At 47.7% G+C, this 25378-nt stretch carries 21 protein-coding genes and 8 tRNA genes; 16 read left to right on the top strand and 13 right to left on the bottom strand.

All coding sequences use genetic code 11. The features are described from left to right. Window positions 1-4 precede the first annotated feature (4 nt). From SG35_RS18470 to SG35_RS18430, 9 genes are all read left to right on the top strand, one after another. Window positions 5-1321 (top strand): TIGR03503 family protein, encoded by a 1317-nt coding sequence (locus SG35_RS18470; RefSeq protein WP_053043133.1) that lies wholly within the window; start codon window positions 5-7, stop codon window positions 1319-1321. A gap of 202 nt (window positions 1322-1523) precedes the next feature. Beyond that, window positions 1524-1600 (top strand) — tRNA-Asp (locus tag SG35_RS18465). A gap of 26 nt (window positions 1601-1626) precedes the next feature. Continuing rightward, window positions 1627-1703, top strand: a tRNA-Asp gene (locus SG35_RS18460). A gap of 46 nt (window positions 1704-1749) precedes the next feature. Further along, window positions 1750-1826 (top strand) — tRNA-Asp (locus SG35_RS18455). A 55-nt stretch (window positions 1827-1881) separates the two neighbouring features. Next, window positions 1882-1958 (top strand) — tRNA-Asp (locus SG35_RS18450). A gap of 89 nt (window positions 1959-2047) precedes the next feature. After that, window positions 2048-2124, top strand: a tRNA-Asp gene (locus SG35_RS18445). 67 nt (window positions 2125-2191) lie between these two features. Beyond that, window positions 2192-2268, top strand: a tRNA-Asp gene (locus SG35_RS18440). Between the two features lie 65 nt (window positions 2269-2333). Further along, a tRNA-Asp gene (locus SG35_RS18435) sits at window positions 2334-2410 on the top strand. Between the two features lie 68 nt (window positions 2411-2478). Then, window positions 2479-2555, top strand: a tRNA-Asp gene (locus tag SG35_RS18430). A gap of 114 nt (window positions 2556-2669) precedes the next feature. On the opposite strand, the gene SG35_RS18425 is transcribed toward SG35_RS18430, so the two are convergent. From SG35_RS18425 to SG35_RS18410, 4 genes are all read right to left on the bottom strand, one after another. Next, window positions 2670-3158: a GNAT family N-acetyltransferase gene (locus SG35_RS18425; protein WP_044835689.1), complete on the bottom strand. Its 489-nt coding sequence runs from the start codon at window positions 3156-3158 to the stop codon at window positions 2670-2672. A 125-nt stretch (window positions 3159-3283) separates the two neighbouring features. Further along, entirely contained in the window at window positions 3284-3832 is a 549-nt protein-coding gene (locus SG35_RS18420) for a phage tail protein (RefSeq protein WP_044835690.1), read from the bottom strand. A gap of 143 nt (window positions 3833-3975) precedes the next feature. Then, complete coding sequence (locus SG35_RS18415) at window positions 3976-4395, bottom strand: hypothetical protein (protein WP_044835691.1); 420 nt, start codon at window positions 4393-4395, stop codon at window positions 3976-3978. A 44-nt stretch (window positions 4396-4439) separates the two neighbouring features. Next, complete coding sequence (locus SG35_RS18410; RefSeq protein WP_044835692.1) at window positions 4440-5141, bottom strand: PEP-CTERM domain protein; 702 nt, start codon at window positions 5139-5141, stop codon at window positions 4440-4442. Window positions 5142-5390: 249 nt separating this feature from the next. Between SG35_RS18410 and SG35_RS18405 the strand changes: the two genes are divergently transcribed. Further along, window positions 5391-6131: a HEAT repeat domain-containing protein gene (locus SG35_RS18405; RefSeq protein WP_160298394.1), complete on the top strand. Its 741-nt coding sequence runs from the start codon at window positions 5391-5393 to the stop codon at window positions 6129-6131. A 99-nt stretch (window positions 6132-6230) separates the two neighbouring features. Here SG35_RS18405 and SG35_RS18400 read toward each other — a convergent pair whose 3' ends face one another. From SG35_RS18400 to SG35_RS18390, 3 genes are read right to left on the bottom strand one after another with little or no spacing between them, the layout of a single operon-like run. Further along, window positions 6231-7487, bottom strand: a complete 1257-nt coding sequence (locus tag SG35_RS18400) for an NAD(P)/FAD-dependent oxidoreductase (RefSeq protein WP_044835694.1) — start codon at window positions 7485-7487, stop codon at window positions 6231-6233. Then, on the bottom strand, window positions 7487-8884 hold the full coding sequence (locus SG35_RS18395) for an FAD/NAD(P)-dependent oxidoreductase (RefSeq protein WP_044835695.1): 1398 nt from the start codon (window positions 8882-8884) through the stop codon (window positions 7487-7489). Before SG35_RS18395 ends, SG35_RS18400 begins: the two co-directional genes overlap by 1 nt. Then, a complete protein-coding gene (locus tag SG35_RS18390) occupies window positions 8881-9204 on the bottom strand; it encodes a 2Fe-2S iron-sulfur cluster-binding protein (RefSeq protein WP_044835696.1) in 324 nt (107 codons plus the stop codon). Before SG35_RS18390 ends, SG35_RS18395 begins: the two co-directional genes overlap by 4 nt. Before the next feature lie 514 nt (window positions 9205-9718). Here SG35_RS18390 and SG35_RS18385 point away from each other — a divergent pair. Further along, the gene (locus SG35_RS18385) at window positions 9719-11539 is read left to right on the top strand and encodes an acyl-CoA dehydrogenase C-terminal domain-containing protein (RefSeq protein WP_044835697.1); all 1821 of its coding nucleotides are present in this window, start codon (window positions 9719-9721) and stop codon (window positions 11537-11539) included. Between the two features lie 369 nt (window positions 11540-11908). On the opposite strand, the gene SG35_RS18380 is transcribed toward SG35_RS18385, so the two are convergent. Together SG35_RS18380 and fadE are read right to left on the bottom strand one after the other, a co-directional pair. Then, window positions 11909-12799 (bottom strand): acyltransferase, encoded by an 891-nt coding sequence (locus tag SG35_RS18380; protein ID WP_044836401.1) that lies wholly within the window; start codon window positions 12797-12799, stop codon window positions 11909-11911. 216 nt (window positions 12800-13015) lie between these two features. After that, complete coding sequence (gene fadE, locus SG35_RS18375) at window positions 13016-15478, bottom strand: acyl-CoA dehydrogenase FadE (protein ID WP_084693048.1); 2463 nt, start codon at window positions 15476-15478, stop codon at window positions 13016-13018. Between the two features lie 246 nt (window positions 15479-15724). Between fadE and fumC the strand changes: the two genes are divergently transcribed. The 3 genes from fumC (at window position 15725) to SG35_RS18360 (ending at window position 18719) form a co-directional block, all read left to right on the top strand. Beyond that, window positions 15725-17128, top strand: a complete 1404-nt coding sequence (gene fumC / locus SG35_RS18370) for a class II fumarate hydratase (protein ID WP_044836402.1) — start codon at window positions 15725-15727, stop codon at window positions 17126-17128. A gap of 155 nt (window positions 17129-17283) precedes the next feature. Next, window positions 17284-17691: a nuclear transport factor 2 family protein gene (locus SG35_RS18365; protein WP_044836403.1), complete on the top strand. Its 408-nt coding sequence runs from the start codon at window positions 17284-17286 to the stop codon at window positions 17689-17691. 218 nt (window positions 17692-17909) lie between these two features. After that, window positions 17910-18719, top strand: a complete 810-nt coding sequence (locus SG35_RS18360) for a class II glutamine amidotransferase (protein WP_044836404.1) — start codon at window positions 17910-17912, stop codon at window positions 18717-18719. A 67-nt stretch (window positions 18720-18786) separates the two neighbouring features. Here SG35_RS18360 and SG35_RS18355 read toward each other — a convergent pair whose 3' ends face one another. Genes SG35_RS18355 through purM form a run of 3 tightly spaced genes read right to left on the bottom strand, consistent with a single transcriptional unit; the run spans window position 18787 to window position 21291 of the window. Next, window positions 18787-19566 (bottom strand): DUF3108 domain-containing protein, encoded by a 780-nt coding sequence (locus tag SG35_RS18355; RefSeq protein WP_053043501.1) that lies wholly within the window; start codon window positions 19564-19566, stop codon window positions 18787-18789. A 30-nt stretch (window positions 19567-19596) separates the two neighbouring features. Further along, window positions 19597-20241, bottom strand: coding sequence for a phosphoribosylglycinamide formyltransferase (purN, locus tag SG35_RS18350; RefSeq protein ID WP_044836405.1), 645 nt, complete (start codon window positions 20239-20241; stop codon window positions 19597-19599). A 3-nt stretch (window positions 20242-20244) separates the two neighbouring features. Further along, window positions 20245-21291 carry a phosphoribosylformylglycinamidine cyclo-ligase gene (purM, locus tag SG35_RS18345; RefSeq protein WP_044836406.1) on the bottom strand — a complete coding sequence of 349 codons (1047 nt, stop codon included), beginning with the start codon at window positions 21289-21291 and terminating at the stop codon, window positions 20245-20247. A 193-nt stretch (window positions 21292-21484) separates the two neighbouring features. On the opposite strand from purM, the gene SG35_RS18340 reads away from it, so the two are divergent. Both SG35_RS18340 and hda read left to right on the top strand, forming a co-directional pair. Further along, window positions 21485-22582: a DUF2066 domain-containing protein gene (locus SG35_RS18340; protein ID WP_160298421.1), complete on the top strand. Its 1098-nt coding sequence runs from the start codon at window positions 21485-21487 to the stop codon at window positions 22580-22582. Beyond that, window positions 22579-23289 (top strand): DnaA regulatory inactivator Hda, encoded by a 711-nt coding sequence (gene hda, locus SG35_RS18335; RefSeq protein WP_044836407.1) that lies wholly within the window; start codon window positions 22579-22581, stop codon window positions 23287-23289. The genes SG35_RS18340 and hda overlap by 4 nt, the downstream gene beginning before the upstream one ends. 118 nt (window positions 23290-23407) lie before the next feature. Here hda and SG35_RS18330 read toward each other — a convergent pair whose 3' ends face one another. Beyond that, entirely contained in the window at window positions 23408-25333 is a 1926-nt protein-coding gene (locus tag SG35_RS18330; RefSeq protein ID WP_044836408.1) for a hypothetical protein, read from the bottom strand. Window positions 25334-25378 lie beyond the last annotated feature (45 nt).

Below are 25378 nucleotides of genomic sequence, written 5' to 3'. Positions count from 1 at the left end.
AATCATGGCAGGACTTTATAGAGGCTTATTGCTTACGGCGCTGTCTGCTTTAAGCTGGGTTAGCGGCGCACAGGAATTGCCCCATGAAATTGAATATTATCAATCAAACGATAAAACGAATCAGATCTCCTATTTTGATAACCGCTTTCGTATCGATGCCCAGATAGAAGAAGTAACCATGATCTTCTACCGTGCTCATGGCAGCCAGCCGATTATTCTGGTGCGGCCGGACGGCAGTAAACTGAAAATTAATAATCTGCCGGAAGATAAAGTGGAATGGTACGATGACAGTACCTATGACATGATCAAAATTAAAAAACCTATGCCGGGCCCCTGGCAGGCAATAGGGAATATTTTGCCCAAAAGTAAAATCATGGTGCTTTCTGAAGTAAAAATTGAAGTGGAGTCTTTACCGGAAATTTTACTGGCGGGGGAAACCTTAAAAGTGACGGGTAAATTATTTAACGGCGACCGGGCGATCGATATCCCGGGTTTCAGGGATGTGATCCATCTTGATGTTGATTTTTATAGTACCAATAATTCTGCCTACGACAACTTTGGCGCCGAGCCGATAAAACTGACCACTTTCCGTGATGACGGCAGGGATCTGGATGAATACGCCGGGGATAATCTGTTTACCGGAGAGTTTGTCTTAAACTTTGCTCCGGGGGAATGGCAGCCCATTTATGTGATCAAATTACCTATGGCCACGCGGGAGCTCAGACAAAACCCGGTTATTCTGCATCCGACACCGGTGACCATTAAGGTGGATACCACCAATGAAGAAGAACAATTTCACCAGGTACATTTTGTGATTGATGATGAATTTGTCGATCCCGACAGTTTAATCTTCCAGGGCAACTTTGTTTTTCCTGATCGCCAGGTTGAAGCCTTTTCTATTATGGAGGGTAGTGGCGGCGAACGTATCAAAGAGCTTGCTTTTACCGAGCCGGGTATCTACCGGGTAAAAGTCAGGGCATTTGGCAGAACCCAAAATGGCCGGGAGTTTCGTCTGGTGATCCCGGAATTTGCCTTTAATGTTGAGCCTAAAGCAGATGATATTAATTTCACCGTAGACGAAGACGGACAAACGAAAAAGTTATCTGAGGAAGAAGTGGCCAAGCAACTGGCCGAACAACTGGCGTTTGAGCAGGAGCAGGAGAGAATAAGAAAGGAAGAAGAAGAGGCTAAAAGGCAGGAAGAAATGATCACTATTGTTGTTGTCGGCAATATTGTGATTCTTTTTATCGCCCTGGCGATCTTTTTTACCTTACAGTGGCGTAAGAAAAAGTCAGCTGAAGCAGAAGAACAACAAGAATAAGTTGAAGGCGGGCGAAATAAGCTGTTAATTTTTCGCCTGACGGGCGTCTTAACAGCAAAGAATGCACGTTAATCGAACGCTTTGTTTAGCAAATGCGCAGCCAGTAAATTATATGAAAAAAGATGTTGACGGATACACTTCATAACCGTATTATCTCCGCCGCATTCAACGAGTTGTTGTTGAAACGCAGAGTTTAAATCGCGGAGTGGTAGTTCAGTTGGTTAGAATACCGGCCTGTCACGCCGGGGGTCGCGGGTTCGAGTCCCGTCCACTCCGCCAATTTAAATCTGTTTAAGCATATCTGCGGAGTGGTAGTTCAGTTGGTTAGAATACCGGCCTGTCACGCCGGGGGTCGCGGGTTCGAGTCCCGTCCACTCCGCCAATGATGCACAAGATAAACAACTTTTTGTTCGTGATTAAGATATCGCGGAGTGGTAGTTCAGTTGGTTAGAATACCGGCCTGTCACGCCGGGGGTCGCGGGTTCGAGTCCCGTCCACTCCGCCACATTTTAATAGCGATAAATGCACAAGAAATAGAAAAGAAGTAAAAGTTATACTGCGGAGTGGTAGTTCAGTTGGTTAGAATACCGGCCTGTCACGCCGGGGGTCGCGGGTTCGAGTCCCGTCCACTCCGCCACATTCCTTTATCCTTCATTTCAGCTAATATCTGGCTTTGAGAGCCAGTACTTGTAAAAGTAGAATTCTCTGATGTAAAGATTATATCGCGGAGTGGTAGTTCAGTTGGTTAGAATACCGGCCTGTCACGCCGGGGGTCGCGGGTTCGAGTCCCGTCCACTCCGCCACCTATCTTTACCTGGTCCTGAGAGCCAGTGCTTGTTACGTAAATCTCAAACGTAAAGATTATATCGCGGAGTGGTAGTTCAGTTGGTTAGAATACCGGCCTGTCACGCCGGGGGTCGCGGGTTCGAGTCCCGTCCACTCCGCCACTTATCTTTACCTGGTCCTGAGAGCCAGTGCTTACTAAGTAAATCTCAAACGTAAAGACATATGCGGAGTGGTAGTTCAGTTGGTTAGAATACCGGCCTGTCACGCCGGGGGTCGCGGGTTCGAGTCCCGTCCACTCCGCCACTTATCTTTACCTGGCACCGAGAGCCGGTACTTATTTAAGTAAATCTCAACAAAGCAGTAGATATCGCGGAGTGGTAGTTCAGTTGGTTAGAATACCGGCCTGTCACGCCGGGGGTCGCGGGTTCGAGTCCCGTCCACTCCGCCACATTTGCTCAATATCCCCAAAGGTTTCTAAAAGCTCTCCATCTAAATGTATCTTCCTTTCTGGTTTATAAATCATATTATTTAACTTATCCGGATCTCCTTATTCACTGATTTTTCAATGATCTGCATGTGTTGTTTGCATTTCCATCCGATAATGAGTGCCACTGGCGCCGGTTACCGTAAAACCAATACGTTTGTACAATTGCAATGCAGGGTTGTCTTTTATCACGCTTAATCTTACCGGAACCTCCCGGGACTGTGCCTGCCTGAGTAATATCTCTAATACCCGGGTGGCGATGCCGCTATTTTGATGGCTCGGCAAGACCGCAATATCGATCAGTAAATCATATTCGGGGTAGGGATTAATGATGAGCTGTCCGGCAGCAGTATTTCTTAGTTGTATGATTAAATACTGCGCCTGAGGCCAGCGCTGTCGGTAATCTCTTTGCTGTGCCAGGAGTTGAATGTTTGTCAGTATTTCTTGCTGCTCAGGAGCCAAATGGGCAAACATGGCCTGGCTGTTGGCAATAAATAGGTCTTTAGTAAAAGCCTCATCATTTTTTGTCCATGGCCTTAAAGATATCTCTGCTGGTGGTGTCTTCATCGGAAATCTCTGTTGATAAAACCCCGTTGCCGGGGGGGTTATGGAGAATCAAATCGCTGAATATTATCTATGTCAATGTAAGAAAGGGATCTTTACCATTACCGGCTTAGATCCCCGCGATTTCATTAATTACGAGAAGGAAACAGGCCTACCAGTGCGATACAATAATTGAGCACCAGGTAGGGTTGCATATTGGTGTGGCCGGTACCTGTACCTATATTATCCTGTTGTACCAGGATAGCGTCATTTTCCATATCGGCATCCGGGGCGCTGGTGGAATAAGTGGCAGCCGATACGCCGGCATCTTTGGACCAGACATTATCAACGGCGACATTGGTGTCGCCCGCTGTCGTGACACAACGTGCGGTTGCCCTGACATTATGATTGTGGGCCGGCAAATTCGCTTCGGTTAAGATGGTGGTTTCATTACCTGCTCTCGCTCCCTGGGTTCTGGAAGTTAAGCCGGGACCACTGCCATGATGAATGATCATACGTCCGCGTAAGTCGGGTAGTCCAAAAGTTGTTCTGCCATCCCCGCCATACATAGTACCGAGTAAAGAAAACAAGGCACTATTTGAGGAAATAGACAGCAGCTGGCCATCACATTTAGCCCATCCGCGGGGAGCAAAATTAAAACCAAAAGCTTGTATTTGGCCTATAAATGGTTCAGACATAATAAACTCCTATTGCTTCTTTTTCTGGCCCTGTGATGAAAGCAGTGATCACGGCAAACATATCTGCCCGGGCCTGAGGTAAATGATGTATTGTTCCGTTTGTTGGAACGGGAAAAATACTGTTAGTTAATCTTTGTCTCTGTTTAGGTTTGCCCCTCAAATAAACAAAATACTGCCCGGTAGTTGTTACTCTCCTCTATTTTTTCAAGGTAAACCTGATGTTGCTGGTCACTTTTTAAGTGGGCAATTTGGTAAAGGCCATCCGCTTTCTCGGTATCATGACAGTTAAAGGTTAAGTCAAACTGTAAAAGTCCGGGAGAAACCGGTCCGGTTTTAACCTCGGCTAACTTGATGCACATAGTACCGCTTGGGTTCCAGGCCAGGTATCTGTCATTTATTTGCCTGGCAAATTGACCTTTAATATCTTCCGGTATTTGTTCGCCAGTTGGTGTTTGACGGGGTGTGGCGGGTAGCAATAAGGATGATGCCATCGCGCCGGGGGTGATCATGGAACACATCAGGCCTGATGTGCCGGCCAGGATGAAATGTCTTCTGTTTAACATGCTGTTTATCTCCTTTTACGTAAAAAGAAAGTTTTAGCTGTTTTCTATGGTTTTCCGGCCGACTTTTTTCCGTAAAGCAGCAGCAGGCTCAAGGCCAGTAAGGCAAAAGCCCCCGGCTCGGGTACGTCTCCTGTGGGCGGATCATCAAAGGTGATGGTTAAGGTGGAATATATCAGGAAGGCGCCGTTATTGGCTGTTTCGGCAAAGCCGCCGCTAAAAATATCCGGTACCAGGCCCGGGCCGGATAACCTCAGGGCTGCGGTGGCGCTACCGTCAGCTAATTCGCCGAATAAGCTGCTATCAAGCGATAAGGTATAGACTTTGTATTGCCCGTCTGTTGCCCCTCCTGCGGCTTCAAACAGGGTATCTAAGTCTGCACTGAGCAGGGCATTGCCGGTCCCGTCGAGAGAAAAATCTCCCACCTGACTGCCGCTGGCACTGGAGTCATGATCGGCGATACCGATAGTGAGGGTGGCATTGGTGATCGTGGTTGCGATTGCCGCATAGGCAAAAGTCCAGTTCTGATCAAAACTGCCGCCGAACAGGCCATCGGCGCCATAGCCCTGGTCAAAAGGAGCATCTTGCCCGCTCTGGGCGCCGGTTATTTCAGGAAACACTGTCGGGGTGCTGCCATCGGCAAAGCCCGGACTGTCATTACCTAGCGTTACACTGATAAAACCGGCATTGGCAATATTAGGGAGTATTAACATTGAAATCAGACAAAGAAAGTGGCGGAGCATTTTCATATTCTTCCTCTTAAGTATTTTGCACTGAACCCGGCAAAATGCATAAAATATACCTCCCCTTAAATATCAATAAGCTAGTCTTTTTAATTGGTTTTAGCGGGCAATATTGTAAAAGAAGCTGACATTTCAGAACCTTGAGATAGCTGTATTTTTCGCCGTATATGAGGTTAGTGGCGGAGAAATTTATTTTGCTAATCGCCATAAAAAGAATAAAGCTTAGGGGTATGATCTTGAAGCTGTGAAATGCATATGCCTAAGCTCAACAGTGCAGTACTTGTTTTATCAACTGTTCTTGCTTTTATCGGCGGCTGGTACGGACATCTGATCATAAAACCTGAGCACTTTGCTTGCCGGGTATTAGGAGATTTATGTCGTCATGCTTTGCCGTTAAACACTGCTCAGATAGCGTTATCGGAGACAATTGATGTCAGTGCCATTGAAAATACCAGCTGCCATGATACTGCGAAGGTTGATAGCGGTGAAACCTTCAAGAAACCGGGGATAAAGCAGGTTACCTTAGCCTTACTGCATAATGCCTGCCCGGTAGCTGATATCGCTGAAGTGAAAAGTACCAGGCATTTATTTCGTCTCGGGAAACGTTTCGACAGTTCGGATAAAAGGGTTTTAACAGCAATTCAGTATTATCAAAATATTTTAGCCAGCCATCCGGAAATAGAAAACCGCAGTAACGCCCTGGAGTCGCTGATCCAACTAAGCAGCGTTCATGCCCTGGCTACCGGTTTAGGGGATGAAAACAAGGGTATTCGCCTCAGGGTAATCGAAGGTTTGCAAAATATTGCCAGTGATGATGCCATTCAGTTACTGGGACAGGCGGTTATCTCTGATAGCAATAGTTCAGTGCGGCTTAAAGCGGTTGATGCCTTAGCGGCTTTATCATATGACGTGAATGCGCGCAGGTTTTTGCATTGGATAGTTGAGCAGGAGCAACCAGGTGAAGTGAGTCAGGCAGCGGCAATGGCATTGGAGTGAGTGTGATTGTATGCTCTTGCTTAATAAAATAAAGGAAAGCCGCGACTTTCCTTTATCTAGCATGAATTCGCGCTGATGAATTCAGGGACATAACCCTGCTTAAGCCAGCTCCTGCTCTATTTCGGGGGTTTGCTGCTCGTTTTTCTGCTTGAGAAAACGGGCGTATTTAAATGGTGTGATATCTATATCTAAGGGCAAGCCCCGGTAAAGATCATTTATCAGCTTACCTGTGATGGCAGAGGTTAATATTCCGGTGCGGAAATGACCGCAGGCGTTGATATAACCTTCGACACCGTCCATTTCCCCCAGTACCGGCAGCTCGTCCGGCGTACCCGGTCTTAGTCCCGCCCAGCAGCGCTTGATATTCATCTGCTTAAGCTCCGGGATACAGCGCATGGCGCCATTGGCCAGTTCTTTGATTTCCGGTAAGGTATTGGAGGTATCAAAACCTTTTTCTTCCGTGGTGCTGCCGATCAGCACTTCACCGTTATCTTTTTGTGCGATATAACAATCCGTGGTGGAGACACAGCCCTTAAGAATTTTAGGTAAACGCTCGGATAAGATGATCTGTCCTTTTACCGGCGCCACCGGAATACGGGTGCCGGTAGCCATTTCGCTTAATTCGGCGGCCCAGGCGCCGGCAGCATTGATCATGGTTTTACAGGAAAGGGTTCCCGCTTCGGTCACCACACCGGTGACTTTATTACCTTGTTTTTCCACACCGGTAACCGGGGTTTGCAAAAACAGCTCGACGCCGTTCTGCCGGGCGGCTTCAAGGTAGGCTTCGTTTAAGCGGTAGGGATTGACCTGGTGATCACAGGCAAACTCCAGTGCCCCTATGGCATCGGCATTGATATGCGGCTCGTCAATGGCCAGTTCTTCGGCGCTGAGCCAGTTGATTTGTTCGGCCAGTCCCGGGATTTGCTCTACGATCGAGTCGGCATAGAGCTTATCGAACTTGTCATACATGATGTATTTCAAACCGGTTTTTTCGAACTTAAAATCTACCCCGTGTTTGTCTTTTAATTCCTGCCATAAGGCCGGGTACATGTCGTTGCTTTTTAACGCAAACTCAAAAAAACATTCCGGCAGAATATGCGGCCGCATTGGCGGCAGGTCAACGCCTTCGGCTTCGGCTCTTTGCTGGGTCATTTGTTTAAAAAAGATCACCCCGCAGCCTAAACCTACCGACTCACCAATAGCCCACAGGCCACCGGCTGAGGCCCGTGAAGCATTGCCCGGCTTTTTCAGGTCCACCAGGGCGATTTTCAGATCTTTTTCCTTGCTTAGAAAATAAGCACAGGCTGCACCGATCACGCCACCCCCGGCGATAACGATATCATATTGCTTTTTCATTATAATACCTCCTTATATAATGAAGAAAAGGGCACAGGATCAAGCGGGAATCTGGGTTTGATTTCTCCGACATCCAGTTGCTTGAGTTCAAAGCGTAACCTGTCCTGGCAATAGCTGTTGCAGGTTTTGCCCTGGCAATCTCCCATACCGGCCCGGGTGCGCATTTTTAAGGATGTGATATCCTTGACCCCTTGCTCGATAACTTCATCTATCTGAGCCCGGGTGACGTTTTCACAACGGCAAACTATGGTATCTGCTGTTAACAGTGATAGCAGGCCTTCCCGCCGTCTGCCGATACGGTCAAAACCGGCCCGGAAGGCCTTGACTTTATCGAGCAGGTTTTTATAAGGTTTGGCCTTATCTCTTGCCTGCTCCAGGCTGATGATATCTTGTTGTTTGGCGACGGATATTGCCGCAAGTCGCCCTTCCATCATGGCGGCTTCACCGCCTAAAATACCGACACTGTCACCGGCGATGTATACATCCGGCCGGCTTGAGTGCTGCCAGTCGTCCACCCGGGGTTTTAAACCACTGATCTGGCAGTTATCGTGCGCCACATTTAATAATTGGGTGAGCTGGTTTCTGGAAACAAAGCCATAACCAACCGCCAGGCAGTCAACATCCAAGGTTTTTTCCGTGCCCTTAACCGGATACCAGTCCCGGTCGTATTGGGCTACTGTGATGCCGGTCAGGCAGTCTTCGCCGCTGGCGGACACTATGCCCATGCCATAATGCATGGGGATGCCGTTGGTTTTAAGGTAAGTGAGCAATCCCACCCCTTCCAGTGCCAGCATGGGACGGTTGAGAAAAGCGCGGCTCTCTTTGGCGAAATCGCCAAGCTTTCCTGCTTCAAAAATACCGGTCACGACAACGCCGGCTTTATGCAGCTGAGTTGCCACCAACGGCAGCAAAGGGCCGGTGCCGACAACGGCCATGCGTTGACCCGGTTTTACCAAACCGGACTTCAACTGTAATTGCACACCGCCGAGCAGCATGACACCGGGAATTTGCCAACCGTCAAAAGGCACACTCCTTTCGTGGCAACCGGTTGCCACGATAAGTTGATCGTAGGGAATTTCAAAAATTTCATCCTGGTGGCGGGCTAACAGGGCGCTTTCGCCTGAAGGGCCCAGCACCCGGGTATTAAGGCGTAATTCAATATATTGCTGATTTTTTTGATAAAGCTCCCGGATATCGGCAATCTTTTGGCACAGATTCTCATCCAGGTGGGGCAGGCTGATCGCTTCGCGAAACGGCCCCCTAAATACCGGACCGCCGATTCTGGGGGCTTCATCAATAACAACAGATTTTATGCCAAGCTGGGCTAACTCTGCCGCGGCGGAAATGCCAGCAGTTCCACCACCGACAATTACAACACCATGCTTTGACGCTGTCATGCCATTCCTCCTTCATCCAGCCGGTTACTCTGAGTATCTATATGCATACTCGGCTCAATAAGGGTTTGGCAAGCTTTTACCTTATGTTGATTGTTAACCTTGACCGTACAGCAATGGCATACGCCCATGCCGCAATAGGCTCCCGTGACTTTACCGTGATCATTTTTAGTGATAGATTTCTTCCCAACAGCAAATAGCACGCTAAGAATACTTTCTCCAGGGATTCCATCGACTTGTGTACCATCTACCCATATTGGGATAAATTGGCCATTAGGTGGGACTACATCCTGACTTCTCGGTAGTTTTTCCTTATTTTCCATTGGCTTTTCCTTATCATTAGCCTTACTACAGCGCTTGTTCCTAAGCGGGTTAGAAATATAGCGAACAACTTAAAAATACTAGCTTAAGAAGTGAAATCCAACAACTAAAGGTTAGCATTTCTTTGATTTAGGTTAAGGTAATTATGATTGTTAGAGTTTTTGCTTTATTTTTGTTGTCGAATATTGTTTGTATAAAGTATTACTATTCAGTTACTTATCTGAATTTTGTGAATTTTATTATTTTTTGTAAAAAATCAAACTTATAAAAATGAACATCTTGTTAATTTTATGTGTTATAGCTGTTGTTAGTATAAGTTATTGATTTTTATCTCTTGTTTCATATCAGGTGTTTACAGAGTTTCTGTGCTAATTTTAGTCAAGAGTCAATAGCCTAGTAGACCTAGTAGAGGTATTATAAATTTCCTTCTTGGTGGTATGACCAGTTGACTTGTGCTACATTCTCGTCACATAATAGTTTTTAATTTATTAGATTAGTGCCGTCAGGAGTTCATAAATGCTCAGTTATAAAGCGCCGATAAGGGATATAAAATTTTTATTCGAAGATGTGTTTGATTATTACGGGCATTATCAGAAGTATCCTGAATATGCCGAAGCGACCCCGGATTTGGTGGATGCCATTTTTTCCGAGTGTGCCAAGTTCAGTGAAAATGAGTTATTACCTTTAAACCAGAGTGGCGATAAAGAAGGCTGCAAGTTTGATAACGGTGTGGTGACTACGCCAAAAGGCTTTAAAGAAGCCTACCAACAATATGTTGCCGGTGGCTGGCAGAGTCTTTCGCACCCGATAGAGCAGGGAGGTCAAGGGCTGCCGCCGTCTATGGGCATGGTGAAGTCTGAAATGATGGGCACGGCAAACTGGTCCTGGGGTATGTACCCCGGCTTAAGCCATGGCGCCATGAACACCATACAAGAGCATGGCAGTGATGAACAAAAAGAACTTTATCTGACCCGGTTGACGGAAGGTACCTGGACCGGCACCATGTGCCTGACCGAGCCGCAGTGCGGTACAGATTTAGGCCAGGTGAAAACCAAGGCGGTACCAAATGATGACGGTACTTATGATATTACCGGTACGAAAATTTTTATTTCTGCCGGCGAGCATGATTTAACGGAAAACATTGTTCATATTGTATTAGCCCGCTTGCCGGATGCGCCGGAAGGTACCCGGGGGATTTCCCTGTTTATTGTGCCTAAAATTCAGTCGGATCAACAGGGTAACCTGGGTGAAGGCAATAATGTTACCTGCGGCTCTATTGAAGATAAAATGGGTATTAAAGCTTCGGCCACGGCGGTATTAAACTTCGATAATGCTAAAGGGGTATTGATCGGGCCGGAAAATAAAGGTCTGGAATGTATGTTCACCTTTATGAATACCGCCCGGGTGGGCACGGCTTTGCAGGGGGTTTGTACCGCCGAACTGGCCTATCAGAATTCCTTGTTATACGCCAAAGAAAGGTTGTCCATGCGCTCATTATCCGGTAAGAAAGCACCGGAAAAAGTCGCCGATCCTATTATTGTTCACCCCGATGTCCGTAAGATGCTGATGACGCAAAAAGCCATCAGTGAAGGGGGCCGGGCCATGATTTATTATACCGCGAAATTAGTGGATGATATCGAGAGTGCGAAAACGGAAGATGAGCGTAAGGCTGCCGATGACCGCTTAGGTTTTATTACCCCTATCTTGAAGGCATTTTTAACTGAGCTGGGTTGTGAAAGTGCCAGTCATGGCATGCAAATCTTCGGTGGCCATGGTTATATCAAAGAATGGGGCATGGAGCAGATCGTACGTGATGCCCGCATTTCTACCCTTTATGAAGGAACCACAGGTATTCAGGCATTGGATTTACTTGGCCGGAAAATTTTGCTGACACGAGGCGTTGCCTTAAAAGAATTTGCCATGGAAATTCTCGGTTTTTGTAAAGATCACAGTATGATTTCCGGATATAGCCACAAACGGCAAATGAATAAATTCATCTGGCCGCTCAGTAAAGCGGTTGCCAGCTGGCAGCAGTATTCATTGCGTATTGCCCTTAAAGCCAGAAAAGATCGTGATTTTATCGGCGCCTGCTCCGTCGATTACCTGATGTATTCAGGATATATCGTGATGGCTTATTTCTGGGCGCAAATGGCACAGGCCGCCTATGAAAAACTGGCTTCGGGTGTGGAAGACAGGGATTTTTACCGGGCAAAAATTAAAACGGCAGAGTTTTATTTTGAGCGTATGCTGCCCCGGACCAAGTCACTGGCAAAAACCATGATGGCAGATCCGAAAACCCTGATGCAGCTGGACGGCGAGTTATTGTCTTTCCTGTAAGCTGACAATCAATAAAAAGCCCCGCTATCCTTGATATCGGGGCTTTTTATTTACAGGAAGTAATGTATGTTATGGGTTCATGGATGAACAGGAATGACGCATTTACAGGAAGTAATGTATGTTATGGGTTCATGGATGAACAGGAATGACGCATTTACAGGAAGTAATGTATGTTATGGGTTCATGGATGAACAGGAATGACGCATTTACAGGAAGTAATGTATGTTATGGGTTCATGGATGAACAGGAATGACGATTTACAGGAAGTAATGTATGTTATGGGTTCATGGATGAACAGGAATGACGATTTACAGGAAGTAATGTATGTCATGGGTTCAAGGATGAACAGGAGCAAAGATTATCCCGAAGTTAGCGGGATAACTTTTCAATTAATTTATCTTTAGCTAACCAGCGATCATTAAGCCACTGCTGAAAGCGGGCCTTAAAACCGGTATCTTCAAAATAGTCGCCGATAATATGCTCTGATACCGGCAGTTGCTCAATATCTATAATAACTTCTTTAAGTTTCCCGGTAAGCATATCCATCATAACATGACCTGAATTGTCGGGATAAATCAGGGTAATGTTTAATACCTTGTCAAATTGCGAGCCCAGGGCGGCCAGGGTAAAGGCGATCCCACCGGCTTTTGGCGGCAGCAGGTGTTTAAAGTGACTGTTCTGCTCTTTTTGCTTTTCAGGGCTGCAGCGGGTGCCTTCGACAAAATTGATGATAGTTGTAGGCTGCTGCTTAAAATGCCTGCAGGAGTTTTTCGTTGTTTCTATGTCCTTACCCTTAAGGTGGGGATTTTTTTCAATAAAATGCTTGCTGTAGCGCTTCATAAAGGGCATGTCCAGCGCCCAGCAAGCCATGCCTAAAAAGGGCACCTTGCGCAGATCTTCTTTTAGGAAAAATTTTGGCTCGGGAATACGGCTGCGGGCAAAGTTCGCCAATACCATGATATCGAGCCAGCTCTGATGGTTGGCGATAAGCAGGTACCAGGATTTCTTGTTGAGGTTTTCACCGCCGCGGATGTGCCAGTTGATGTTATTGAATAAGCTCATAATGGCAAAGTTGCCCCAGGCCCATAACCGGTAGATCATATGCATGGGGTGATAGAGCATTTTCCGGGCGCGGGAAAAGGGCAGCAACAGTTTTACCAGGCCGCCGAGAAAAACTAAAGAGCCGCAAAAACTTAAGTTAAGGCAAAATAAGACAAAGGCCAGGGGAAAGATAATAAATCCGGGTAAAGCACTGAGCATGGCTGGTAGCAATCTCTCTTCGAATACTTAATGAAAAGGCGCTACTTTACCGATTTTTTAGCAAAAAGGGTACTGGTTTATTAGTTACATATGTACGCTGAATTATTGATTCTTAAGCTTTTTATCTTATTTTCAGTTGCCATTATTGAGAATAAAATTCAGCCAATAAAAAACCCTGCAAAAGCAGGGTTTTAGCATTAACCATTAAAAAGATTTTTATGCGGCGTGGGGCTGGTTTTTATCTTCACCCGCTAATAAAGATTTATCCGCCACTAGATCAGCCGGATCGAAATCATCGACATCGATAGCGGCTTTACGGCCGGTTTCCGCACGGCGTAATAATTCAGCTTCTGTTTCATTGATGGCGCCACAGGCTAAACCTTGCTCCGCCACTTCGTTTAAGCGGTAGAAAGGCAGCTTAGTGCCAACTGCGCGGCAAACTTTTTCAAAAATCGGCTCACAGGCAACGATATCATCCAGGGTTTGCTCCAATTGTCCCATCAGGTTGCTGTCTTCGCGGGTCAGGTATTGCCCTTCACCTAAACGGCTTCTGGCATCACCTGGCGTTTGCAACAAGCGGGCAACCTGGTGATCTCTTTTATCCGAAGGTTTGGTTAACCAGCAGCCCAGAGGCAATACCAGCACTCTTAATGCTTTACCGACAATTTTATTCGGGAAGTTGGTCAGCAAGGCATCCATGGCCTGTTGAATATTGTACAAGCAATCTTCAACTGCCCACTGCATCAGCGGCAGATCTTCGGCTCTGCGTCCTTCATCGTTAAAACGTTTTAACGTAGCAGAGGCCAGGTACAGATAACTTAACATATCGCCCAAGCGCGCTGAAACACGTTCTCTGCGCTTGAGATCGCCACCCAGGGTCAACATGGCAACATCCGATAACATCGCCAGGTTAGAGCTGAAACGTGTCATTAACTGGTAGTAACGGCGGGTTTCATCCTGGTAAGGGGTTTTCAGTAAACGCGAACCGGATAAGGAAAACCACAGGCTGCGGAAAATATTGCTGACGGCGAAACCGACATGGCCAAACAGGGCATGGTCAAAATCATCCAGGGCCTGCTTGCTGTCTTTATTGCCGGCGGCCTGCAGTTCTGCCAGCACATAAGGATGACAGCGGATGGCGCCCTGGCCGTAGATGATCATGTTACGGGTCAGGATATTGGCCCCTTCTACCGTGATGGCAACAGGTGCACCCTGATAGCCGCGGGCAAGGTAGTTATTCGGTCCCATACAAATGCCTTTGCCGCCGTGGATATCCATGGAGTCGGTCACACAGGCACGCATTTTTTCAGTTAAGTGGTATTTGGCGATGGCGGAAATAACCGAAGGTTTTTCGCCCAAATCGATGGCGCCGGTAGACATGGTGGTTACCGCGTCCATCAGATAGGCATTACCGCCGATACGGCCCAGCGCTTCTTCGATACCTTCCATTTTACCTATAGGCAGTTTGAACTGGCGGCGAATACGGCTATAGGCGCCGGTCGCCATCGCCAGTGACTTGATGCCGCCGGCACTGGTTGAAGGCAGGGTAATTGCGCGGCCAACCGATAAACATTCCACCAGCATACGCCAGCCCTGGCCGGCCATTTTAGGACCACCGATAATAAAGTCCAGCGGTACAAAGACATCTTTACCTTGGGTCGGACCGTTTTGGAAAGGCACGTTCAGCGGGAAATGGCGACGGCCGGTGATCACCCCGTCAAGGTCGGTGGGGATAAGGGCACAGGTAATGCCGAGGTCTTCTTCATCGCCGAGTAAGCCGTCGGGATCTTGTAATTTAAAGGCCAGACCCAATACGGTCGCTACAGGCGCCAGGGTAATATAACGTTTGTCCCAGGTAAGACGCATACCCAACACTTCTTTACCTTCAAATTCACCTTTACAGACGACACCGAAATCTGGAATGGCACCGGCATCTGAACCGGCTTCCGGGCTGGTTAGGGCAAAACAGGGGATTTCTTCACCTTTCACCAGGCGCGGCAGGTAATAATCTTGTTGTTCTTTGGTACCGTAGTGCTGTAATAACTCACCCGGGCCCAACGAATTAGGTACGCCTACGGTGCTGGATAAAACGCTGCTGGCACCGGTAAGTTTTTGCAATACCCGTGACTGGGCATAAGCGCAAAACTCCAGGCCGCCGTATTTTTTCTTGATGATCATGGCAAAGAACTTGTTGTCTTTTAAGTACTGCCAGATTTCAGGGGAAAGGTCTGCTCTTTCATGTGTGGTATGCCAGTCGTCTATCATGGCGCACACTTCTTCAACCGGTCCGTCTAAAAATGCCTGTTCTTCTGCGCTTAAACGCGGTTGCGGGAAGTTATGCAGTTTCTGCCAGTCCGGCGCACCGCGGAATAAATCGGCATCGAACCAGGTCGTACCGGCATTAATGGCTTCCTGCTCGGTGCGGGACATTTCTGGCATAATACCTTTGTATAAAGCCAGCAAAGGGCTGGTGACATACTGCTTTCTGAAGTTGGTGACATTAAGGGGCAGGGCAATTAAAGCGAACACTACCCAGCCAACAAATGAGATCACAGAGAAAAATGTACCCAGCAGCATCAGTACGGCAAACGCCAGGGTATAGCTTGACAAACTGGCTCTGGAATAAGCCATAAACCAGCTCAACGCGATTGCACTGGTTATCCAAATTAAAATATCCACAAAATTTCCTTAATATCTAGAGGTCAGACCACATAACTATAGAGTAAAGCTAAGGGCTGTTAATTTCAATTATTTTTTATTTACCGTCTCAGCTTTGGTTTTATCTTTTAGTTATAGGTCATTTTTAATATTTGCACCTTAATGGTGAAAGTCATGACTCCTTATGGCGGTTTATTAACTAGAATTAGTGATAACGGCTGTTACTAACACTTGCGCCCGCAAGTGCCATAAGCCCGGGAGTTCAAGATGATTTCATATCGACTCGAAAGTGATTCCTTTGGTGAATTACCCGTTCCTGATGATAAATATTATGGCGCACAAACCGCCCGGTCATTAATCAACTTCGCCATAGGCGATGAAACCTTGCCTAAACCACTGATCCGCGCCTTGGGGGTGGTGAAGCAAGCCGCAGCCCAGGTGAATATGGATTTTGGTTTGCTGCCCAAGGCGCTTGGCGAAGTGATCATCGCCGCTGCCGCAGAGGTTGCGGCGGGGGAGCTTGACCATCACTTTCCCCTGTCGGTGTGGCAAACCGGCTCAGGTACCCAAAGCAATATGAATTGTAACGAAGTGATTGCCAACCGCGCCATCGTCATGCTTGGCGGCGAGAAGGGCTCGAAAACGCCGGTGCATCCCAATGACCATTGCAATATGGGGCAGTCATCCAATGATACTTTTCCCACGGCGATGCATATTGCCGCGGTGGAAGAAATTAATTTAGGTCTAATACCGGCGCTGCACGGTTTAAAAGATGCGTTGAAGAAAAAATCTATTGCTTTTGAGCACCTGGTTAAAATCGGCCGTACCCATATGCAGGATGCGACCCCTTTGACCTTGGGGCAGGAATTTTCCGGATACTATGCACAAGTGGAGCATGGCATACGCAGAATTGAAGCTGTGCTGCCGGCCTTGTATCAGCTTGCTCAGGGTGGCACGGCCGTAGGTACAGGGTTAAATGCCATGGCGGGTTTTGATATCAAGTTTGCCCGGCAAGTGGCGAAAATTACCCAGTTTCCTTTTGTCAGCGCCGACAATAAATTTGAAGCTTTGGCGGCCCATGATGCCCTGGTGGAAGCGAGCGGCGCCTTAAATACCCTGGCGGTAAGTTTGATGAAAATTGCCAACGATATCCGTTTACTTGGCTCTGGCCCCCGTTGCGGCATTGGGGAAATTTGCCTGCCGGAAAATGAGCCAGGCTCATCTATTATGCCGGGTAAGGTAAATCCGACCCAATGTGAGGCGTTAACCATGATTGCTGCCCAAGTGATGGGCAATCATACCTGTATCAGTGTTGCCGGGGCTAACGGGCATTTTCAGCTTAATGTCTTTAAACCTGTGATGATATATAACCTGTTGCAATCGATCCGTCTTTTGGGGGACGGCTGCACCAGCTTTACCGAGAAATGCATTAAAGGCATCAGCGCCAATGAACAAAGGATCAATGAATTAAGGGATCGCTCTTTGATGCTGGTGACGGCGCTTAACCCGCATATCGGTTATGACAATGCCGCTAAAATTGCCAAAAAAGCCCATCAGGAGGGGATGAGTTTATTGGACGCGGCGCTGGCACTTAAGCTGTTAACCAAAGAGCAATTTGAAGCCTGGGTTGTACCTGAAAATATGATCGGCAATAGTGACGGCAAAACTTAATGCCAGTTTGACAAGTGAGTTTGTCTTTACTGATCCGATGAGCTGCTGACTTTATGATTTTCCTTTGTTATATTCGAACTATTACAACAAGGGGCAAAGCTGCCAAGCAGGTTTTGCCGTTATCATTTAAGGAAAAAATAAGGGGAAAATAGCATATGAGTTTACAAATGGAAGCTTGCTTGCAGCAATGGCATGACGTGGTTAAACATCAGGATATGGCGCTATTAAATGATATCCTGGCGGATGAGGTTGAGTTTCATTCTCCCACGGTGTGGAAACCTAAAGAAGGTAAGCAAATCACTGCCTATATCTTAAAAACCGTGATGGGCATTTTTCAGGACTTTACCTACCACCGTCAGTTTATTTCCGGTAACAGTGTGGTACTGGAGTTTTCCGCTATGGTGGCGGGAAAAAATATTAAAGGTATAGACATGATCCGCTGGAATGAACAGGGGAAAATCGAGCATTTTGAAGTGATGCTAAGGCCGTTAAACGGCTTGCAGGCGATGCTGGAAATCATGACGGCAGATCTGCAAAAAGCCGGTTTTGTGCCTAAAGACTAGCAACGACTTTCTGCAGATTAAGGTGGATGAATCATCAGCCATTTTAATCTGCTAACCTCATAAATTTCCTTTTTATTTTCTCTTCATTTTTTTACTGGTGATCTTGCACTCATAACAGGGTAAATTACTATTATTCTAAGCGCCTGGTATTGGTCGGTTAAAATGCCTTAACCAGCTATTTATTTCGAAGGTTTTATTCATTTAAGGGTAGTAAATTTATGTGTGAGCTTTTGGCAATGAGTGCCAACGTCCCCACGGATATTTGTTTTAGTTTTACCGGCTTAATGCAGCGGGGCGGTAATACCGGTCCCCATAAAGACGGCTGGGGAGTGACTTTTTATGAAGGCAAAGGTTGTCGTAGTTTTAAAGATCCTATGCCTAGCGCCCACTCTCCCATTGCCCGGCTGGTCACGGAATACCCTATCAAAAGTGAAGCGGTGATTTGTCATATCCGTCAGGCCAATTCCGGTGCCGTCTGTTTGGAAAATACCCATCCCTTTACCCGGCAAATGTGGGGCAAGAACTGGACTTATGCCCATAACGGTCAGCTGAAGGGGTTCATGGAAACTTTCCCGGTGAAGCTGCATTTACCCGTTGGTACTACAGACAGTGAGCATGCCTTTTGCTGGATATTGGATCAAATCCACTACCAGTTTGGTGACCAACAGCCGCCAGCCTGTGAGTTATTTGCTTTTATTGCTAGCTTAAGTGAGTGTATCAATCAATATGGGGTGTTTAATGTCATTATCACCGACGGTGAAAGTCTGTTTGCCTTTTGCTCGAATAATTTACATTGGATCACCCGCCGGGCACCCTTTGGCAGCGCCAGTTTGATCGATGCTGAAATGCTGGTGGATTTTAAGCAGGAAACCAGTGATAACGATATAGTGACGGTGATTGCCACCCAGCCGCTGACGGATGATGAAACCTGGCATAAAATGTTGCCGGGGCAGTGGCAACTTTTTTGTCTGGGGGAATCTGTTGCTTGCGGGCAAATGGCGGTAGCTGAAACCAGCAAGACGGAATAGTTAACCCGAAAAAGGGTAACGAATGTTCGTTACCCTGAAATCTGCCAGCTAAAACCGGTAAGCAAGATTAATGAGGCTGCTTTTCTTTCGAAGGTAGCGAGGCTGTGACTGCCTTACCCTCGACCTTTAAGTCTGTTAACTGGGCTTCAAATTGTTTAACCCCGGCTTTCACCTGAAAGAGTTTTACCAGCAGGTAGTCCAGTTCAGGAGCAAACCAGGCATAGGTGATACGTTTCTTGTCTACCACTTCCCGTTTGAATTTTACCGCTTTTACTAAACCGTAGGGCAGGAGCAATTCTTCTTCGCCGTCATACTGATAAACATAATTCTTGATTTTTCCGGAGCTTTTGATCACCGGATAGACAAAATGTTTTTGCTCTGGATGCGCCAATAAATTGAGGCGGTTTTGTAAATGATAACTCAGGGGATCCTGCAGGTTCTGGCTGAAATCAGCCTTGATCGCCTGCTGCTCTTTCACATCAAAAGCACTGTTATTGGCAAAGTCATACTGCCATTCATAATGCTTGTCGCGGCCGGTGCCTTCCCGGTCGTACTTATAATGTTGGGGGATAACCTTGTTATCTTTGACTTGGACAATGGATGACTCTTTTCGGGTATCAGAAAAGATCAGCCATTCAATATCTGTACTGTAGCTATAGCGGGCGCTGCCATCATCCTGGTAGCTTAGCTGGCGGCTGGCAGTGCCCACGGGATCGTCTTTATGAATAATGCTGTAGGAGGCAGTAAAAGGTTTTACTCCTATATCATTTGTTGTTGGCTCACCGGCAAAGGCCGAAAAGGACGGACAAAGCGCCGCGACAAACAAAGGATATAATTTTTTCAACATGTTACTACCTCTTGAACTTAGTTCTTTTTATTACTCATCGCTGGCGTAACCCGATACAGGTAAAACCTGGTTATCGAGTAGCGCCTGATCATTTAACATGCGTAATCTCTGCTGGCAGAACCATTTCACCACTAAGGGGTAGATGCGATGTTCCTGTTCGTGGACACGGCTGGCGAGATCACTTGCTTCATCTCCGGGAAACACCGGAACTTTTGCCTGTAATATAACCGGACCGCCATCAAGCTCTTCGGTAACAAAATGGACACTGACCCCATGTTCCTTGTCGCCGGCATCGATTGCGCGTTGGTGGGTATTTAATCCCTGATACTTGGGCAACAAAGATGGATGAATGTTCAATAATTTTCCAGAATAATGTTGAACAAAGCCCGGCGTCAAGATCCGCATAAAACCGGCCAATACCACCAGGTCCGGCTGATAGGCGTCAATTTTCTCAATTAACGCCTGATCATAGGCTTCCCTGGAGTCAAAGCTGGTATGGGACAAAGTGATGGCATCAACACCGGCATTTTCCGCCCGGGTCAAACCGTAAGCGTCTGCTTTATTGGAAATGACCGCCACCACTTCACCGGGATAATCATCGGCGCCGCTGGCATCAAGCAGGGCTTGCAAATTGCTGCCGCTGCCTGAAATTAACACCAGAATTCGACTCCCCATGCCTTAGCCCTCGTTCATTTCAACTTGTTCTTCATCGGCGGCTGCGTTGTCGATAGCGCCGATGTGCCAGGCATTTTCACCCTGTGCCTTTAAGATGTCTAAGCTGGCTTCAAGTTTGTCGCTTGGTACGGCGATGATCATGCCGACGCCGCAGTTAAAGGTGCGGTACATTTCGTGTTCGCTGATATTGCCTTTTTCCTGCAGCCAGTTGAAAATTTGCGGCCATTGCCAGGAGGCTTTGTTGATCACTGCCTTAGTGTTTTGGGGTAATACCCGGGGAATATTTTCCCAGAAACCGCCGCCGGTAATATGAGACAGGGCATGGACATCCACTTCTTTTAATAGCGCCAGCACAGATTTGACATAGATTTTGGTCGGTGTCAGTAAATGCTCGCCGATGGCTTTGCCGTCTAATAATTCATTGGTGTCTGTGTTGTTCACTTCCAGCACTTTACGAATCAGGGAATAACCGTTGGAATGAGGACCCGAAGCGGCTAAGGCTATCAGCTGGTCGCCTGCGGCAACCTTGCTGCCGTCAAGCAGGCGGGACTTTTCCGCAACACCGACACAGAAACCGGCGATGTCGTAATCGCCTTTGTGGTACATGCCCGGCATTTCAGCGGTTTCACCGCCGACCAAGGCACAACCTGCCTGGATACAGCCTTCGGCAATGCCGCTAACCACATTGGAGGCCACGTCAACGTCAAGTTTGGCGGTGGCGTAATAATCAAGGAAGAATAACGGCTCGGCGCCCTGAACAATCAGGTCGTTGACACACATGGCTACCAGATCGATGCCCACGGTATCATGTTTTTCCAAATCGATTGCCAGGCGCAGTTTAGTACCGACGCCATCGGTACCGGCAACCAGTACCGGCTCTTTATAACCTGTAGGTAGTTGGCATACTGAGCCGAAGCCCCCCAAACCCCCCATTACTTCAGGGCGTGTTGTGCGTTTAACAGCCCCCTTAATGTTTTCGACCAATGCATTGCCTGCATCTATATCTACACCAGCATCTTTATAACTTAAGGACTGTTTTTGTTCGCTCACGGGAAACCTCAAAAAATAACCGACAGATTTTAAAGGTGCATATTCTAGCAGCGTGGGCGGGAGGTTAGTATCATTAAAATAAATTATTTTCCCAAGGTTATAAATAGGGGATAAAATTCCTGTGCAATATGATAAGATCTTGAATATGAAATTGATTCGTCTCCTTTATATGATTAGATTTTGCGCACTGCTTTTGACCTTTTTATGTTCGGCCGCCCTTCATGCGGTTGAAGTCAAAGATTTATACCAGGCAAAGGTGCCTGTGAACTCCCAGGCGAAAGCCGAAAGAAACCGTGCATTAAAGCAGGCGCTGCGCTCGGTGATAGTGAAAGTTTCCGGTCAGGAAGCCGCAGTGGATAACGATGTTGTCAAACAGGCGGTGGCCAATCACCAGCAATACCTGAGCCAATACACTTATGAGCGCCTTGCGGCTTATTCCACAAAAAATGACCCGGTTAAAAATAAGCTGGTGTTGCAGGCGACTTTTGATGAGCACAAGATAAACGCCCTGTTTCAGCAAGCGCAGTTATCCTTATGGGGGAATTTACGTCCCCAGGTGTTATTGTGGTTGATTGAAGAGCAGGGGCTGTCGCGCAGCATCTTATCTTCTTCCTCGCGCTCGCCTTTGCCTGGGATTGCTACCGATTATGCCCGGCAAAGGGGCTTGCCGGTGATCATGCCGTTAATGGATTTAACCGATGCCAGCCAAGTCCGGATATCCGATATCTGGGGGCGCTTTGCCGAGCCGGTGCGGGCCGCGTCAAGCCGTTATTACCCGGAAGCGATAGTGGTGATCCGGGTCTCCAACTCCAGCCTGTTGCCGCAAATCCCCCAAAGCGATGACGAACAAGACTGTATCTTGTGCCAGGAGAATAACCTGGTGCTGGACTGGAGTTTGCTGACGGATAAACAGGTTTTTGGTCAGCGGCGCCAGAGCAACAATGCCGGACAACTGATTGAGCAGGCCCTGGCAGAGATCACCCAGACCATTTATCAGGGATATGCCCAGTCGCCCTCTATGGACAACGAGTTGCTGCTTGATGTCGCCAATGTCGACTCATTGCAAACCTATATGGCGGTGTCGCAGTTCCTGGAAAAGTTATCTTCGGTGCAGTCGGTGCGTTTAGTCAGTGCCCGGGGCACAAACCGCAGGTTCAGCCTGAGTCTGCTTGGTGGTAAACAGGCGCTGCTCGCTTCCCTTAAACTTAATAAATTGCTGCAACAGCATATAGATCCGCTGGCGGAAGTTCGCCCGGACGATGTCCCGGTTTTTTATTGGGGTAAGTCATGAAGCAGGTTGCCCAATTAGCACTGGCGGTGCAGTTACCCGACGATGAAAACTTTGACAGTTTCCAGAGTGAAGCCAACCAGGCGGTGGTGAAACAGCTGCAGGACTTTATCGACGGTAAATCGGCGCTGGAAAGCCAGCCCCACGGTTTTTACCTGTTTGGTCTCGGCGGGGTGGGCAAATCCCATCTTTTACATGCCAGCAGTGCTTATGCCGCCTTGCTTGGCAAATCTTCCCTGTGTCTGTCTTTTTCCGAGTTGAAGCTGTTATCGGTGGAAATGCTGGACGGGCTGGAGCAAATTGACTTGATTTGTCTTGACGATCTGCATCTTATTGCCGGTGATGATATCTGGCAACAGGCGGTGTTTGATTTATATAATCGCGTGGTGGAGCAGAATAAACGCTTGTTGATCACGGGTAACCAGAGTGCGCAGCAATTGGGCATTACCTTACCGGATCTTGTCTCCCGCATCGGCTGGGGTTATACCGAGCAGATAAAAGTGATTTCCGATGCAGAAAAAATCAAAGCGCTGCAATATCGTGCCTTGCAGCGCGGGTTGATCTTACATGATGATGTGGTGAAATTTCTGCTCAACCGGTTAAGCCGGGATATGCGCTCTCTGATCAAAACCCTGGATATTTTGGATAAGGCCTCTATCCGGGAGCAGCGTAAAATTACCATTCCTTTTATTAAAGAAACCCTTTTATAAGCTAGAGCAAGCTTAAGGGGGGGATTTTTTATCTGGGCTTTTTTTAGCGCGAATTTAACAGCAGGGCACTTATGCCCTGCCGGTGCTTAAATGTTCGTTAAATTCAGCGCTTCGGCTCTTAGTGTTTAGGCAAGGGCTTTTCATAATAAGGTAAAGCCCTGACATATTCGCGCCGGATCACTTGCCGGTGGGAAATCTGCTCCAGGGTCTGGGCAAAGCTGAGGTTTTTTTCCAGGGTAACTCTTGATGCCGGACTGATGCCTAAGTTTTCCACCCAGTTATTGCCTGCTGTCATGGCTATGGGGGCGGGCAGGCTATTGAGCACGCTATCGGCGTCAAAGTCCGGTAACACCCGGCGGGCGACATAGCTGACCCTGGGTTTGATATCATCATCGCCGATCCGTCCCCTTTGACCCCAGTTGACGATATAGTCGCCGGCGAAAATCATCTCGCCGGCAGGCTGATTGGTGACGGCGACATCACGTACTATGTCGTAGCGGCTGAACATCATCAGCTCTTCGAACAACATGGCATAATCTTCCCGCTCGGAAGCATAGTTATAGAAATCGGTTGCCTGATCGGCGCTGAAAAATCCGCTGACATCCGCAGGAGTGTAGGCTTTTTGCGTGTTGCTGGCATTACCGTCGCCGAAACTGACCTGGGCCAGGGCGCGCATATTGTCGCTTTGCAGCGGGTAGGCCACGGCGAGTTGGTCCGACTGGGTGCTTGAGGCTAAAGCCGCATCCAGTATCCGGGTACTGAGATTAAAACTGTGCCATGCACTGCTGGGGAAAAAATCATTGGCATGGGTCAGCTCGTGATACATCAGGGCGGCTAAGCGGTATAAGCCGTCCTGGCTGCTGCGGCTTTCCCGGCTGTCGGCCCCAACCGATTCGCTGGCATAATCGTTATTTTTGATATACCGCCAGGGCATGGCAAATTGTAGGTCCTTGCCAAAATCGCTGCGATAATCCGGTGCGGCGTTGATGGTGTCTCTTTCATCGGCGGTTAACCAGAAATTATCGGCATCAAGGTAAATTGCCCCGGTGGCGGCCCAATAAAAAGAAGGGCGGATGTCATAGGAGATCACGATACCTGTGGTGGCCTGTAACATGCTGCGAAAGTCGCCATGGGGATCCTTGGTTTGTAAAAACTCCCGGAATCTGTCGCCCATCCAGGCATGGGATACCAGGACCCTGTCCATGATGTCGTCTATCTCGGGATTTGGGGTTTGCTGTCCTATCAGGGGCAAGCGGCCTAAGGTGCAGGAGCTGCTTAACTGGTTGGAATAAAGACAAGGTCCGAGGTCATCGGCGTAATCGCTGCTTGCCTGATAGGGAAAGACACTGGCCAGGCGCTCTTCAAAATAAGCATTACTTGGGATAACCGGGCTGTCTTCAATTAACACTGCCACGGTATCGAGGTAGCTGATGCCGTTTTGTGTGACCGAGACATCAAATTCTATCAAAGTATCCTGGCTCACCTCTGGGCTGTCAAAAAAGATCGCCACATCCCCGGTGAGCGAACTGCCGGTTAAGCTCAGGCTCGGGCCTGATTTTTGTTGCCAGCGGATATTAGCGCTGTCAAGCTCGGCGGCGACTTCGGCGCGCAGGGAGACTTTATTGCCTTCTTGTACCACGTGGCCGAGGCGGGCATTGATATAGTTATCGGCTTCGCTGACATTGACGCTATGGGATAAGGTTTGCACATTACCGTTAAGGTTAAAGGAGACCTGGAAACTGTAATTTCCCGGGGTAAGCGGGGTAAAGGCGATGGCCTTGCTGGTGTTGCTTAACAAGGTCACCGGCTCACCGCTGGTTTGCTGCCATAAAACATTGCTGACGGACTGGCCCGGATAATATAAAAACAAATCCACGGCCTGGTTGACTTTGATATTCTCATCAAAGGCGACCAGCGAATTTTGCTGATAATTGTCCTGGTCAACAAACGAGCCCGATCCGTTGCTGCTGTTATCCGAAGAAGATGAGCCGTTACACCCGCTTAACAGGCATGTGACTAATACAGGCAGTAGCAATTGTTTCATGGTTAATCCTTTACTTTTTTACTTGGTTAATAATCCCTTTGCTTC

The sequence above is a fragment of the Thalassomonas actiniarum genome (assembly GCF_000948975.2).
GTDB lineage: Bacteria > Pseudomonadota > Gammaproteobacteria > Enterobacterales > Alteromonadaceae > Thalassomonas > Thalassomonas actiniarum.
The sequence above is the reverse complement of the archived record's forward strand: the minus strand, read 5'-3'. Positions and strand labels throughout refer to the sequence as shown.

Excerpts from the sequence above, each read along its gene's own strand:
- SG35_RS18385 (WP_044835697.1), top strand. The coding sequence starts at position 9,719 with ATGCTCAGTTATAAAGCGCCGATAAGGGATATAAAATTTTTATTCGAA.
- SG35_RS18395 (WP_044835695.1), bottom strand. The coding sequence starts at position 8,884 with ATGACAGCGTCAAAGCATGGTGTTGTAATTGTCGGTGGTGGAACTGCT.
- SG35_RS18400 (WP_044835694.1), bottom strand. The coding sequence starts at position 7,487 with ATGAAAAAGCAATATGATATCGTTATCGCCGGGGGTGGCGTGATCGGT.
- SG35_RS18420 (WP_044835690.1), bottom strand. The coding sequence starts at position 3,832 with ATGTCTGAACCATTTATAGGCCAAATACAAGCTTTTGGTTTTAATTTT.
- SG35_RS18405 (WP_160298394.1), top strand. The coding sequence starts at position 5,391 with ATGCCTAAGCTCAACAGTGCAGTACTTGTTTTATCAACTGTTCTTGCT.
- SG35_RS18425 (WP_044835689.1), bottom strand. The coding sequence starts at position 3,158 with ATGAAGACACCACCAGCAGAGATATCTTTAAGGCCATGGACAAAAAAT.
- SG35_RS18410 (WP_044835692.1), bottom strand. The coding sequence starts at position 5,141 with ATGAAAATGCTCCGCCACTTTCTTTGTCTGATTTCAATGTTAATACTC.
- purN (WP_044836405.1), bottom strand. The coding sequence starts at position 20,241 with ATGGGGAGTCGAATTCTGGTGTTAATTTCAGGCAGCGGCAGCAATTTG.
- SG35_RS18365 (WP_044836403.1), top strand. The coding sequence starts at position 17,284 with ATGAGTTTACAAATGGAAGCTTGCTTGCAGCAATGGCATGACGTGGTT.
- SG35_RS18330 (WP_044836408.1), bottom strand. The coding sequence starts at position 25,333 with ATGAAACAATTGCTACTGCCTGTATTAGTCACATGCCTGTTAAGCGGG.
- SG35_RS18390 (WP_044835696.1), bottom strand. The coding sequence starts at position 9,204 with ATGGAAAATAAGGAAAAACTACCGAGAAGTCAGGATGTAGTCCCACCT.
- SG35_RS18380 (WP_044836401.1), bottom strand. The coding sequence starts at position 12,799 with ATGCTCAGTGCTTTACCCGGATTTATTATCTTTCCCCTGGCCTTTGTC.
- fumC (WP_044836402.1), top strand. The coding sequence starts at position 15,725 with ATGATTTCATATCGACTCGAAAGTGATTCCTTTGGTGAATTACCCGTT.
- SG35_RS18415 (WP_044835691.1), bottom strand. The coding sequence starts at position 4,395 with ATGTTAAACAGAAGACATTTCATCCTGGCCGGCACATCAGGCCTGATG.
- SG35_RS18470 (WP_053043133.1), top strand. The coding sequence starts at position 5 with ATGGCAGGACTTTATAGAGGCTTATTGCTTACGGCGCTGTCTGCTTTA.
- SG35_RS18355 (WP_053043501.1), bottom strand. The coding sequence starts at position 19,566 with ATGTTGAAAAAATTATATCCTTTGTTTGTCGCGGCGCTTTGTCCGTCC.
- hda (WP_044836407.1), top strand. The coding sequence starts at position 22,579 with ATGAAGCAGGTTGCCCAATTAGCACTGGCGGTGCAGTTACCCGACGAT.
- SG35_RS18360 (WP_044836404.1), top strand. The coding sequence starts at position 17,910 with ATGTGTGAGCTTTTGGCAATGAGTGCCAACGTCCCCACGGATATTTGT.